The sequence below is a fragment of the Frigoribacterium sp. CFBP 13712 genome (genome assembly GCF_014842255.1).
Classification (GTDB): Bacteria; Actinomycetota; Actinomycetes; order Actinomycetales; family Microbacteriaceae; genus Frigoribacterium.
The window spans coordinates 24,736-37,345 of sequence record NZ_JACYVH010000003.1 but is presented as its reverse complement, the minus strand read 5'-3'; the positions used below and the strand labels follow the sequence as shown (position 1 = coordinate 37,345).

General features: G+C 70.9%; 11 protein-coding genes and 1 other RNA gene. 3 read left to right on the top strand and 9 right to left on the bottom strand.

Annotation, left to right across the window (positions count from 1 at the left end; genetic code table 11):
• Positions 1-65: 65 nt before the first annotated feature.
• The gene (locus tag IFT51_RS06365) at positions 66-512 is read right to left on the bottom strand and encodes an RDD family protein (protein WP_192060254.1); all 447 of its coding nucleotides are present in this window, start codon (positions 510-512) and stop codon (positions 66-68) included.
• 143 nt (positions 513-655) lie between these two features.
• Between IFT51_RS06365 and glnA the strand changes: the two genes are divergently transcribed.
• A complete protein-coding gene (gene glnA, locus IFT51_RS06360) occupies positions 656-2,080 on the top strand; it encodes a type I glutamate--ammonia ligase (RefSeq protein ID WP_192060253.1) in 1,425 nt (474 codons plus the stop codon).
• Between the two features lie 130 nt (positions 2,081-2,210).
• On the opposite strand, the gene IFT51_RS06355 is transcribed toward glnA, so the two are convergent.
• From IFT51_RS06355 to IFT51_RS06340, 4 genes are all read right to left on the bottom strand, one after another.
• Positions 2,211-5,156: a bifunctional [glutamine synthetase] adenylyltransferase/[glutamine synthetase]-adenylyl-L-tyrosine phosphorylase gene (locus tag IFT51_RS06355; protein WP_192060252.1), complete on the bottom strand. Its 2,946-nt coding sequence runs from the start codon at positions 5,154-5,156 to the stop codon at positions 2,211-2,213.
• A gap of 11 nt (positions 5,157-5,167) precedes the next feature.
• A complete protein-coding gene (locus tag IFT51_RS06350) occupies positions 5,168-6,505 on the bottom strand; it encodes a glutamine synthetase family protein (protein WP_192060251.1) in 1,338 nt (445 codons plus the stop codon).
• A 73-nt stretch (positions 6,506-6,578) separates the two neighbouring features.
• The gene (locus IFT51_RS06345; RefSeq protein ID WP_192060250.1) at positions 6,579-6,749 is read right to left on the bottom strand and encodes an SPOR domain-containing protein; all 171 of its coding nucleotides are present in this window, start codon (positions 6,747-6,749) and stop codon (positions 6,579-6,581) included.
• Between the two features lie 9 nt (positions 6,750-6,758).
• Positions 6,759-6,926, bottom strand: coding sequence for a hypothetical protein (locus IFT51_RS06340; protein WP_192060249.1), 168 nt, complete (start codon positions 6,924-6,926; stop codon positions 6,759-6,761).
• 78 nt (positions 6,927-7,004) lie between these two features.
• Here IFT51_RS06340 and map point away from each other — a divergent pair, with 78 nt between their 5' ends.
• A complete protein-coding gene (gene map, locus IFT51_RS06335; RefSeq protein WP_192060248.1) occupies positions 7,005-7,868 on the top strand; it encodes a type I methionyl aminopeptidase in 864 nt (287 codons plus the stop codon).
• 36 nt (positions 7,869-7,904) lie between these two features.
• Entirely contained in the window at positions 7,905-8,666 is a 762-nt protein-coding gene (gene ppgK / locus IFT51_RS06330; RefSeq protein WP_192060247.1) for a polyphosphate--glucose phosphotransferase, read from the top strand.
• 344 nt (positions 8,667-9,010) lie between these two features.
• Here ppgK and rnpB read toward each other — a convergent pair.
• The 4 genes from rnpB to IFT51_RS06310 form a co-directional block, all read right to left on the bottom strand.
• An RNA gene (gene rnpB, locus IFT51_RS06325) (RNase P RNA component class A) lies at positions 9,011-9,392 on the bottom strand.
• Between the two features lie 47 nt (positions 9,393-9,439).
• Positions 9,440-10,180 (bottom strand): zinc ribbon domain-containing protein, encoded by a 741-nt coding sequence (locus IFT51_RS06320; protein WP_243215311.1) that lies wholly within the window; start codon positions 10,178-10,180, stop codon positions 9,440-9,442.
• A gap of 79 nt (positions 10,181-10,259) precedes the next feature.
• Entirely contained in the window at positions 10,260-11,075 is an 816-nt protein-coding gene (locus IFT51_RS06315) for a Nif3-like dinuclear metal center hexameric protein (protein ID WP_192060246.1), read from the bottom strand.
• Between the two features lie 9 nt (positions 11,076-11,084).
• Entirely contained in the window at positions 11,085-12,587 is a 1,503-nt protein-coding gene (locus IFT51_RS06310; RefSeq protein ID WP_192060245.1) for a hypothetical protein, read from the bottom strand.
• Between the last annotated feature and the right edge of the window lie 23 nt (positions 12,588-12,610).

Here is a 12,610-nt window from a genome sequence, read left to right as displayed (position 1 = left end):
CTGCGATCACGAAGCCGCCGCCGCTCCCCCTCGGGAACGGCGGCGGCTTCGTCGTGACCGGACGGTCAGACGCGGACGAGCACGGTGCCGGCGATCCGGTCGTGGAGACCGCGCTGGTCGAGGTCGAAGACCACGGCGGGGATCACCAGGGCGACCAGCAGAGTCCGCACGACAGGGCGCCAGAGGCCGAGGTACCCGCCGGCCATCGGCACCACCCGCATCCGCAGGGCGAGATGACCGATCGTGCCGCCGAGCGTGATCAGGAAGACGATCTGCACGAGGACGAAGACGATCGTGATGGCGATGCCCTCGCCCCCGAAGAACGCGAAGGCCACGATGTAGGCGAGAGCCCAGTCGATCGCGATGGCGGCGACGCGGCGCCCGAGTCTCGCGATCGACCGCGGTCCGCTCTCGGGGAGACCGAGTCGACGACCGGGCCAGGCCTGTTGTCCGCCCGCCGCGCCTCCTGCCCTGTCGGGGCCGCCGGGCGGTGTTCGAGGGGTCTGAGGCATGCCCATGAGCCTACCGATCAGGGCAGCCGTAACATGCCGGAAACATCAGGGACACTGCGGCGAAACGGCCCCTCAATACCCTCGATACAGGCTGCAGCCGTGGCCGATCCGTTCCAGTCAAGCCCATTGGAGAGACATCTCGTATGTTCACTGATTCTTCCGAGGTGCTGAAGTTCATCAAGGACACCGACGTCAAGTTCCTTGACATCCGCTTCACCGATCTTCCCGGTGTCCAGCAGCACTTCAACATCCCCGCCTCCACGGTCGACGAGGAGTTCTTCTCCGTCGGGCAGCTCTTCGACGGATCGTCCATCCGTGGCTTCGCCTCCATCCACGAGTCGGACATGCAGCTCATCCCCGACGTCACGACCGGATACGTCGACCCGTTCCGTGCCGAGCGCACGCTCATCCTCGTCTTCGACATCTTCAACCCGCGCAACGGCGAGCTCTACAGCCGCGACCCGCGTCAGGTGGCCAAGAAGGCCGAGAAGTACCTTGCATCGACGGGCATCGCGGACACCGCGTTCTTCGCCCCCGAAGCCGAGTTCTACATCTTCGACGACGTCCGCTACGAGGTGAAGCAGAACGCCAGCTTCTACAGCGTCGACAGCGAAGAGGGCGCCTGGAACACCGGTCGCGTCGAAGAAGGCGGCAACCTCGCCAACAAGACGGCCTACAAGGGTGGGTACTTCCCGGTCAGCCCGGTCGACAAGACCGCCGACCTCCGCGACGACATCAGCCTGCGGCTGATCGACGCCGGCCTCGAGCTCGAGCGCGCGCACCACGAGGTGGGCACCGGCGGTCAGCAGGAGATCAACTACAAGTTCGACACGATGGTCCACGCGGCCGACGACATCCTGAAGTTCAAGTACATCGTCAAGAACACCGCCGAGATGTGGGGCAAGGTCGCGACCTTCATGCCCAAGCCCCTCTTCGGCGACAACGGCTCGGGCATGCACACGCACCAGTCGCTGTGGAGCGACGGCAAGCCCCTGTTCTACGACGAGAACGGCTACGGCGGTCTCTCCGACCTCGCCCGCTGGTACATCGGCGGCCTGCTCAAGCACGCCCCCGCCGTCCTGGCCTTCACGAACCCGTCGATCAACTCGTACCACCGTCTGATCCCCGGCTTCGAGGCCCCCGTCAACCTCGTGTACTCGGCGGGCAACCGCTCGGCCGCGATCCGCATCCCGATCACCGGCACGAATCCGAAGGCCAAGCGCATCGAGTTCCGCGTCCCCGACGCCGCCTCGAACCCGTACCTCGCGTTCGCGGCTCAGCTGATGGCCGGCCTCGACGGCATCCAGAACCGCATCGAGCCGCACGAGCCGGTCGACAAGGACCTCTACGAGCTGCCCCCCGAGGAGGCGAAGGGCATCCCCCAGGTGCCCGCGTCGCTCGACGGTGCGCTCGACGCGCTCGAGGCCGACCACGAGTTCCTCACCAAGGGCAACGTCTTCACGGAAGACCTCATCGAGACCTGGATCGCCTACAAGCGCGAGAAGGAGATCCTGCCCATGGCGCAGCGTCCCCACCCGTTCGAGTTCGAGCTGTACTTCGGCGTCTGACCTCCGAGCACCGCACGAGGCCCGCTCCCCTTCTCGGGGTGCGGGCCTCCTGCCGTTCAGGGCCGGTCGGAGGACGGCGCACTCGAGCGGGCTCGCGCAGGGCCGAGCGGGGCAGACAGCCGAGCGGGACTCAGCCGGTGGGCTCGGGGGTCTCGTCGAGACCGTAGAAGCCGCGTTCGAAGACGGCCCGCGACCGCCTGGTCGCCGCCAGGTAGTCCTCTTCGAGCCGGGTCGCGGAGCCCGGCGGGTACTCCATGAGCCGGGCGACCCCCTCGAGGAGGCGCCGGTCGGTCGGCAGGACGTCGGACGTCCGTGACGTCCACAGCACGACGGCGGAGCGAGCCCGGGAGGCGATGGTCCAGGCGTCCCGCAGCTTCTGAGCGTCGTCGCTCGACAGCAGACCCGCCTCGGCGGCCGCTGCCAGGGCCTCCAGCGTCGACGGCGTCCGCAGACCCGGGGTGTCGTGCGCATGCTGCAGCTGGAGGAGCTGCACGTACCACTCGACGTCGCTGAGCGATCCGCGCCCGAGCTTGAGATGACGGGACGGCTCGGCGCCCTTCGGGAGCCGCTCCGCCTCGACACGGGCCTTGATGCGCTTGACCTCGCGCACCTCCTGATCGGATATGGCCTCCGGGTACCGGACACCGTCGGCGACGGCCATGAACTCGGCCGCCAGACCCTCGTCGCCGGCGACCGGGCGCGCACGCAGCAGCGACTGGGCCTCCCAGGTGAGCGACCAGCGCGCGTAGTAGGCGCGATACGACGACAATGAGCGCGCGACGGTGCCGTTCTTGCCCTCGGGGCGGAGCCCGGTGTCGAGGTCGAGCGGGACGAGGGCGTCGGAGGTCAGACGGTTCAGCTCGGCGACCACGGCCAGGGCACGCCGGTGCGCGGTGCCGTCGTCTCCCTCGGCCCGGTAGACGTAGAGGACATCGGCGTCCGAGCCGAAGCCCAGCTCTTCACCGCCGTAGCGACCCATCGCGATGACGGCGAACTCGAGGTCGCCGGCGTCGCGGCGAGCGAGGGCGAGCGTGCCCGAGATGGCGGCCGTCGTCACCGCCGAGAGTCCGCGAGCGAGCTCGTCGATGCTCAGCAGGCCGAGGATGCCGCCCATGGCGAGACGGAGGATCTCGCGCCGACGGGACTGCCGCAGCACGGCCGCCGCGGCGTCGACGGAGGAGTGCCGGGCGACGGTCGCCCGCGCCTCGTCGAGCAGGCTGGCGAGGGGTCGGGGCCGCAGCTCGTGGTCGTTCTCGAACCAGGCCGCCGCCTCGGGGATCCGGTCGAGCAGATCGGCGACGAAGCGGGAGCTCGAGAGCACGGTGGTGAGCCGGTGGGCCGCGCCGGAGGAGTCGCGGAGCATGCGGAGGAACCAGTACGACTCGCCCAGGCCGTCGCTCAACCGCCGGAAGGCCAGCAGACCGAGGTCGGGGTCGGTGCCGTCGGCGAACCACTGCAGCATCGCCGGCAGCAGGTGGCGCTGGATGCTCGCCCGTCGCGACACCCCCGCGGTCAGCGCGGCGATGTGTCCGAGCGCACCCCGGGGGTCGACGAAGCCGATCACCGCGAGCCGCGCCGCCGCCTGGTCGCTGCTGAGCGCGAGCTCCTCTTCGGGACGCGCCGCGACGGCCGAGAGCAGCGGCCGGTAGAAGAGCCGCTCGTGCAGGGTGCGGACGCGACGACGCACGTCGTGCCAGGTCGTCACCAGCTCGGCCGCCGTGGCGCCCAGCCTCGACGAGCGGGCGAGCACGCGCAGCGCCCCCTCGTCGACCGGCATGAGGTGGGTGCGCCGCAGCCGGGACAGCTGGATGCGGTGCTCGAGGAGGCGCAGGAGGCGGTAGTCGCGGTCGAACTCGGCGGCCTCGGCGCGACCGACGTAACCTCGACGGGCCAGCGCCCCGAGCGCGTCGAGAGTCGCGCGCTGACGCACCCCGTCGTCGGCCTGACCGTGCACGAGCTGGAGGAGCTGGATGGTGAACTCGATGTCGCGGAGACCCCCGGGGCCCAGCTTCAGCTGCCGGTCGACCTCGTCGGCGGGGATCAGGTCGGTCACGCGCTCGCGCATCCGCTGCACCGACTCGACGAAGTTCTCCCGCGACGCGGCGGCCCAGACGAAGGGCGCGACGCGTTCGACGTACCGGTCGCCCAGCTCGGTGTCGCCGGCGAGGGGCCGGGCCTTGAGCAGCGCCTGGAACTCCCACCCCTTCGCCCACCGCTCGTAGTAGGCGACGTGCGACTCGAGGGTGCGGACCAGCGCCCCGGCCTGGCCCTCCGGTCGGAGGTTCGCGTCGACCTCCCAGAGCTCGGTCTCGAGGGACAGCTCGGAGACGACACGGACGGTGTGCACGGCCAGGCGGGTGGCGATCTCGACCGCGCGGCCGTTCTCGAGGCCGTCGGCGCCTTCGGCCACGTAGACGACGTCCACGTCGCTCAGGTAGTTGAGCTCGCGCGCCCCCGCCTTGCCCATCCCGATGATGGCCAGTCGGGTGCGGTCGACGTCCTCCGCGGGGAACGCCACCTCGCGACGGGCGACGGCGAGACCCGCGTCGAGCGCCGCACCCGCGAGATCGGCGAGGGCGGTGGCGACGACCGGCAGGACCGCCAGCGGGTCGGGCGAGTCGAGGTCGAACGACGCGAGTCGCAGCAGGTGCCGCCGATAGCGGACCCTGAGGGCCACACGCGCCTCGTCGCCGACCCGCTCGCCGACGGACTCGAGCAGGTCGGCGGTGTACTCGCCCACCGACGGCGGCTGCACGAGCGGATCGCGGAGCGCCTCGAGCTCGGCGGAGCGACGCACGACGAAGTCGCCGAGCCCCGAGGAGGCGCCCAGCACGACGACGAGACGGGGCCCGTAGCCGTCGGTCAGCAGCGACTCGACCGCCGACCTGTCACGGTCGACCAGACGTTCGAGCTGCAGCAGGGCGGAGTCGGGGTCGGCGCTGCTCGCGAAGGCGGGCAGCAGCTCGGCCACCGCGGGGACCCGCGACGAGAGCTCGGCGAGGCGGTCACGCGCCTCGCCGAGCTCGGCGAAGCCCAGTCGGGCCAGCTCGGAGAGAGCTGCGGCGGGACGGGGCATCTGTCGTGGGCTCAGAGGATCTCGAGGTTCGAGCTGAGCTCGAACGGCGTCACCTGTGCCCGGTAGGCCTTCCACTCCTGACGCTTGTTGAGCAGGACGTAGTTGAAGACCTGCTCGCCCAGGGTCTCGGCGACGAGCTCGCTGTCCTCCATGATCGACAGCGCGTGGTCGAGGCTGGCGGGGAGCTGCTTGTAGCCGAGGGCGCGACGCTCGGCGTCGCTCATGCCCCAGACGTTGTCCTCCGCCTCGGCGGGCAGCTCGTAGCCCTCTTCGATGCCCTTGAGACCGGCGGCCAGCATGAGCGAGAAGGCGAGGTACGGATTCGCCGCCGAGTCGATCGCACGGTACTCGACCCGGCTCGAGTTGCCCTTGTTGGGCTTGTAGAGCGGGACGCGCACCAGAGCGGAGCGGTTGTTGTGCCCCCAGGTGACGAAGCTCGGGGCCTCGTCGCCACCCCAGAGACGCTTGTAGCTGTTGACGAACTGGTTCGTCACGGCCGTGATCTCGGGAGCGTGCTTGAGCAGACCGGCGATGAACTGACGCCCGATGGTCGAGAGCTGGTACTCGGCACCCGCCTCGTAGAAGGCGTTCGAGTCGCCCTCGAAGAGCGACATGTGGGTGTGCATTCCCGAACCGGGGTGCTGGCTGAAGGGCTTCGGCATGAACGTCGCGTAGACGCCCTGCTCGATGGCGACCTCTTTGATGACCGTGCGGAAGGTCATGATGTTGTCCGCCGTCGTCAGGGCGTCGGCGTAACGGAGGTCGATCTCGTTCTGACCGGGGCCCGCCTCGTGGTGGCTGAACTCGACCGAGATGCCGAGGTCTTCGAGCATGCGGACCGAGCGACGCCTGAAGTCGTGCGCCGTGCCCCCGGGGACGTTGTCGAAGTAGCCGGCCGAGTCGACGGGCTGCGGCCCCTGCTCGCCGATCTGGGCGCTCTTCAGGAGGTAGAACTCGACCTCGGGGTGCGTGTAGAACGTGAAGCCGCGGTCTCCTGCGCGGGCCAGCGTGCGCTTCAGGACGTTGCGGGGGTCGGCGACGGCGGGCTGGCCGTCGGGGGTCGTGATGTCGCAGAACATCCGCGCCGTGGGGTCGATCTCGCCCCGCCAGGGCAGGATCTGGAACGTGGTCGGATCGGGCTGCGCGAGCACGTCGGCCTCGTACGACCGGGTGAGACCCTCGATGGCGGAGCCGTCGAACCCGATGCCCTCGGCGAAGGCGCCCTCGACCTCTGCCGGGGCGATGGCCACCGACTTGAGGGTGCCGATCACGTCGGTGAACCAGAGGCGGATGAACTTGATGCCGCGCTCTTCGATCGTTCGAAGAACGAAGTCTCTCTGCTTGTCCATTCACGGCCTTTCTGCTCGGCGTCCAGGCTACTGGACGAGCCGGGTGTCGCGAGGGGCGCCGGGCCGACGGCGATCAGTCGTCTGCGGCCTCTTCGGCGTCGAGTCGGGCGTTGCGGGCCTTGATGGTCTCGATCGCCTTCGCCGCCTCCTCGCGGGTGGCGTAGGGGCCGGCGCGGTCGATCGCGGGCGAGACCTTGCCCTCTTCGACCTCGTGCGTCTTCGTGTTGAACCAGAACTCTGACATGCGTGGAGGCTACCGCCCGCCGACCGACCGCGGTCGGACCTGCGGCCGCGGCCCGGCCGCCGACCCCGCACGTCGGGCGAGGAGCGCCGAGACGACCGGCGACAGCAGCATCACGAGGATGCCGGCGATGATGACGAGTGAGCCCACGACCATGAGGGCGATGACGATGGCGACCATGCCGTCGATTCTCGCGCGTCGGGCGCGGCACGGCAAGGAGGCGCCCCGTCGTCGGACACTCCCCCTAAGCTTGACCCCATGCCCCGGGACAGCAACGGAACCCTGACTCCGGGCCGGGTCTCAGCGCAGCGTCCGGTCCCCGCATCCATCCCCCGCCCCGAGTACGTGGGCAAGAAGGGGCCGACCCCCTACACGGGCGGCGACGTCTACGACGCCGAGACGGTCGAGCTGATCCGCGCGAGCGGTCGCATCGCGTCGCAGGCCATCGACGCCGTCGAGGCGGCCCTCCGCCCCGGCGTCACCACCGACGAGCTCGACCGCATCGCGCACGAGTTCGTCGTCTCGCACGACGCCTACCCGTCGACGCTCGGCTACCGGGGGTTCCCCAAGTCGGTCTGCACCTCGGTGAACGAGGTCGTCTGCCACGGCATCCCCGACGACACCGAGCTGGTCGAGGGCGATCTGATCAACATCGACATCACCGCCTTCGCGAACGGGGTGCACGGCGATCTCAACCGCACGTTCATCGTCGGCGAGGGCGCACCCGAGACGGTCGACCTCGTCGAGCGCACCCGCGAGGCCCTCCGCCGGGGCATCAAGGCGGTGGCCCCCGGCCGCGAGGTCAATGTGATCGGCCGCGCCATCGAGTCGTACGCCAAGCGCTTCGGCTACGGCGTCGTCCGCGACTACACGGGGCACGGCGTCGGGCGCGCGTTCCACTCGGGCCTGATCATCCCCCACTACGACGCGCCCCAGTTCGACGACGTCATGGAGGTCGGCATGGTCTTCACGATCGAGCCGATGCTCACCCTCGGCGGCATCGAGGCCGACGTCTGGTCGGACGACTGGACGGTCACCACGCGCGACAAGAGCCTCACGGCCCAGTTCGAGCACACCCTGGTCGTCACCGAACGCGGTGCCGACATCCTCACCCTGAGCTGACGCTCACCTCTCGACCCCTCTAGGAAGGACCCACCCGTGGCACAGAAGGCAGTGGGCATCGACATCGGCGGCACCGGCATCAAGGGGGCGATCGTCGATCTCGAGTCGGGAGAGCTGCTCACCGACCGGATCAAGAAGCCGACCCCCGAGGGCGGCGAGCCCGACGACATCGTCGCGGTCGTCAAGCAGATCGTCGACGAGCTCGGGGTCGACGACGACTCGATGCCCGTCGGCGTGTGCTTCCCCGCCGCGATCATGGACGGCACGACCCTCTCGGCCGCGAACGTCTCGAAGAGGTGGATCGGCTTCGAGGCCGAGAAGCTCTTCGAGGAGACCCTCGGCCGCGACATCCACTTCGTCAACGACGCCGACGCCGCCGGCTACGCCGAGACGCGCTTCGGTGCGGCCCGCGACGTCAAGGGGCTGGTCATCATGACGACCCTCGGCACCGGCATCGGCACGGCGCTCATCAACGACGGCGTCCTGATCGTCAACGCCGAACTGGGCCACCTCGAGATCGGCGGCAAGGACTACGAGACGAAGGCCTCGTTCGCCGCCAAGGAGCGCGACGACCTCACCTGGAAGCACTGGGCGAAGCGCCTGCAGAAGTACTACTCGCACCTCGAGGCGCTGCTCTACCCGCGCCTGATCATCGTCGGCGGCGGCGTCTCGAAGCACCACGCCGAGTTCCTGCCGCTGCTCGACCTCCGCGCCGAGATCGTGCCGGCGACGCTCCGCAACAACGCGGGCATCATGGGCGCCGCGGCCCTCGCCGCGTCGTCCCACCCCGCGGCCTGAGCCGGGGCGCGCCTCGCGACCCGCGCCTCCCGGGGCGCGCCTCCCGGCCGGCGCCTCCCGACCCGCCCTCCCCGGGTGTGCCATTCGCGACCAGGGGAGGTCGGCACGCCGCTCACGTTCGCGTGCAGACGGCGTGTCGCGGGCCTCAGGTCGGGTTCGGCACACGGAGCACCGGCTGAGCGGTCGGGTTCGGCACACGAAGCACCGGCTGACCGGTCGCGATCTGCACACACGTCGGGTCGCGGCCAGCACCGACAGTCAGGGCGGTGCGGGCAGCCGGGCCGGACGCGACGATGCCCTGCTGCAGGAGGCGCGCCTCCTGCAGCAGGGCATGTCACGTGGTGCGAATGGGCCGGCTGCTACGCCGGGTTCTGTCTCGATGCTCTCGCACCGTGGACGGCCATCTCTCTCGGGACTACGTTGCCGCAGCCCTCCAGCGGTCTACCCGAGGACTCGGCGAGCAACCTCGACGCCCTCTGTCTGACCTTGCTCCGGGCGAGGTTTACCTAGCCGGTCGGTCACCCGAACCGCTGGTGGTCTCTTACACCACCGTTTCACCCTTACCCCGGTCGCGCCTCGCGGCGACGACCGTGGCGGTCTGCTCTCTGTTGCACTGTCTCGCGGGTCACCCCGGGTGGGTGTTACCCACCGCCCTGCTCTGTGGAGCCCGGACGTTCCTCGGCGGCACGGGCGGACCCGTGCCGACGCGACCGTCTTGCCGACCCATTCGCGCACCCAGCCTAGCGGCGACCGCGGCCGTCGTGGCCCTCGGGTCAGATACCGGACTCCTGCGTGCGCACCAGCACGGCGTCGCTGTCGGGGCAGAGCAGAACGTCGTAGGCCGAGGCGGCCCGCACGGCGGCGAGGTCGCTGCCGGTGAGGGTGACCCCGCTGGCGCTCGACACGCCACCGCGCAGCAGCGACGCCCCGACGCCGTAGCGTTCGCGCTGACGCTCGTAGAGGGCCAGGAGGTCGGCGGGCACGCGGGCGGCGATGGTGTCGCGGTCGGCGGCCACCTGAACGCGCTCGCGCTCGAGACCGGCCAGCGACTCGTCGCGCGACGTGGTCGCCTCGTCGCGCCGACCGTCGATCTGGTCGAGCTCGCTCTGGGTCAGTCGGGCGACGGCGCCGAGGCTCTCGACGCGCTCCATGACGTCCATCTGCAGATCTTCGAGGTCGGAGGTCCGCTTCGAGAGCGCCGCCAGCTCGCCCTCGAGCGCCTGGACGTCTTTGACCGACGACGTCGACGCGAGACGCTGCTGGTCACGCGCGACCCGTGCCTGCACCACGGCGACGTCGGACTCGATGCGCTTCAGCTCGACCTCGGCGTCTTCGAGGGCGCCCTGCTCGGAGGCGAGTCGGCTGCGCAGTCGCGAGGCGTCGCCGTCGATCGTGGCGAGGACGGCGGTCTCGGGGAGGTTGCGCGCCCGGTGGGCGAGCTGCTGCAGGGTCGTGTCGAGCTTCTGGAGATCGAGCAGCAGGGCCTGGTCGTCGGGGCTGGCGGTCAACGGCATGCGTGGCCTTCTTCGTGTCGGTGCAGATGGTCTGGGATGGAGGTGCCGAGGAGGCGCGGTGCCGGCGGGCGGGTCGGCGTCACTGGACGACGGCGAAGTCCCACGGGTCGGTCCGCAGATCGCTCAGCGTGACCTCGACGTCGTCGAGGGCCTCACGGAGCTGGACGGCGGCCGTGTCGAGCCACAGCCATTCGGCCGCCCAGTGCGAGATGTCGACCAGGGCCGGGCCGCGACCGAGGAGCATGAGCTCGCGGGCGTCGGAGGCGGGGTGGTGACGCAGGTCGCTGGTGATGAAGACGTCGGCCGCGCGGACGGCCGGGTCGTCGAGCAGCGAATCGCCCGCGCCGGCGCAGAGCGCGACGGTCTGGACGAGATGCTCGGCATGACCGGCGACCCGGATGCCGGAGGCGGTCGGCGGCAGCACGTCGCGGAGTCGCGTCGCGAGGGCCACCAGCGGGATCGGCTCGGACAGCCGGCCGACGACGCCGAGCCCGGTCGTCTCGCTGCCGCCCGCCGTGATCGGCCGCTGGTCGAGGAGACCGATCTGGTGGGCGAGCACCCTCGAGGTGCCGGTCTCGACCACGTCGGCGTTCGTGTGGGCGGCGACCAGAGCGCAGTCGGCTCGGATCAGCCGCGCGATCACCGCGCCCTTCGTCGTGTCTTCGGACACCGTGCGCGCACCTCGGAAGAGCAGCGGGTGATGGACGAGCAGGAGGTCCGCGCCCAGGGCGATCGCCTCGTCGGCGGTGTCGAGCACGGCGTCGACGGCCAGGTGGATGTGCGTCACCGGCCGCTCGGGATCGCCGACGGCGAGACCCGGGGAGTCCCACGACTCGGCGCCGCTGAGGGGCCAGAGACGTTCGATGACGGCGGAGACGGACGCGAGGGTGGACACCCCGTCAGCCTAGTCGCGAGCGGAGCGGCGGACCCCGGTGAGCAGCACGGCGACCACGAGCGCCGACACTGCGGCGACGAGCAGCGCCAGCACCACGGCGACCCCGGCGGCGGGGCCGGATGCGCCGACGCCGGAGACGAGGTAGCCCTGCCAGCCGAGCGCGGCGGCCACGGGCGACAGGATGCCGAAGCCGAGCACCGCGGCGATCACGACGGCCGCGACGACGGCGATGGGGCCGCGGCGGTCGACGAGCCCGGCGTCGCCGGCGCGGCGCGAGACCGCGACGACGCCGACGAAGGCTGCGAGGGCGCCGATCAGAGGGACGGCCAGGGTGGCGACGACGGCCGTGCCGAGCGACTCCCCCGCGACCAGAGCGAGCACGAGGGTGAGCGCGACCACGACGACGACGGCACCGGCCGAGATCGTCAGCACGGGGTTGGCCCGGGTGATCGACGTACGGAGGGTCGCCAGACGGCCCTCGCCCGCGGCGGACGGGGCGACGGCGGGGGTGTCGGAGGCGGCGGCCGCATCGGAGGTGGAGGCGGCGGCACCTGTGGAGGCGACCGCACGTGTGGAGGCGACCGCACGTGTGGAGGCGACCGCACCTGTGGAGGCGGCGGCACCCGTTGAGGCGACCTCGGACGAGGAGGCGACGTCGGAGGTGCCGACGAAGGGCGACGGCACGACTGCCGGAGCGGAGCCGGTCGAGATCGGGGTCGAGGCGGCCGCAACCGCCGCCTCCCCCGTCGACCCGGCGGCCAGCCGCTCGCGCTCGGCGATGCGGGCGGTCTCCTGGCGGGCGGCCAGATCGGCCGCGACCTCCTCCGGGGTGACGATCGGGATCAGGTTGGTGTCGCTGTCGTCGAGATCGGGGGCGACCGGTGCGGCGGCACCCGGCGCACCTGCTGCACCCGCGCCTCCCCCGATGACGTCGATGACCCCGGTGAACCGGAGACGGGTGCGCTCGAGCACGAGTGCCGCCTCGTCCGTCCCGACTCGGCTGATCTCGTTCTCCCAGCGGGCGAAACGGGCAGCCTCGGCACGTCGCGCGAGCATCTGGGCCTGGACGACGGCCATCAGGTCGACGGTGGCGGTGTCGTCGAACCGCCTGGTGACCAGCCGGGCGAGCACGTCGTCGTCGAGAGTCACGCGCTCGGGCGGCTGGGGCAGGTCGGGGCCGACGGGCACGGCGAAGACGGGGATGGTGATCGCCGAGGTGGCGACCGAGTGCCGGGGCGCGCTGGCCGGACGGGAGTCGGCCACGTCGTTCTCGACGACGGTCGGCGCGGGCACGTCGGCACGGTGGGTGGGGATCGAGGCGGGGCGCGGGGCGATGCTCTCGCGCGCCTCCGGGAGGACTGTCTGGGACACGGGGTGGAGCTCCTGCGGGGTCGGCGTCGTGAACGGCGCCGGGGTGGGGGTGGGCTCGACGAACGACGAGCGGAACCGATGCGGATCGCCCTCGGGAGGCGCGTCGGCGGCCGTCCACAGCAGGTTCGCATTCTCGGTCATGCGTGGATGGTACGTCCGCGGGG

Excerpts from the sequence above, each read along its gene's own strand:
- IFT51_RS06365 (WP_192060254.1), bottom strand. The coding sequence starts at position 512 with ATGCCTCAGACCCCTCGAACACCGCCCGGCGGCCCCGACAGGGCAGGA.
- glnA (WP_192060253.1), top strand. The coding sequence starts at position 656 with ATGTTCACTGATTCTTCCGAGGTGCTGAAGTTCATCAAGGACACCGAC.
- IFT51_RS06355 (WP_192060252.1), bottom strand. The coding sequence starts at position 5,156 with ATGCCCCGTCCCGCCGCAGCTCTCTCCGAGCTGGCCCGACTGGGCTTC.
- IFT51_RS06350 (WP_192060251.1), bottom strand. The coding sequence starts at position 6,505 with ATGGACAAGCAGAGAGACTTCGTTCTTCGAACGATCGAAGAGCGCGGC.
- IFT51_RS06345 (WP_192060250.1), bottom strand. The coding sequence starts at position 6,749 with ATGTCAGAGTTCTGGTTCAACACGAAGACGCACGAGGTCGAAGAGGGC.
- IFT51_RS06340 (WP_192060249.1), bottom strand. The coding sequence starts at position 6,926 with ATGGTCGCCATCGTCATCGCCCTCATGGTCGTGGGCTCACTCGTCATC.
- map (WP_192060248.1), top strand. The coding sequence starts at position 7,005 with ATGCCCCGGGACAGCAACGGAACCCTGACTCCGGGCCGGGTCTCAGCG.
- IFT51_RS06320 (WP_243215311.1), bottom strand. The coding sequence starts at position 10,180 with ATGCCGTTGACCGCCAGCCCCGACGACCAGGCCCTGCTGCTCGATCTC.
- IFT51_RS06310 (WP_192060245.1), bottom strand. The coding sequence starts at position 12,587 with ATGACCGAGAATGCGAACCTGCTGTGGACGGCCGCCGACGCGCCTCCC.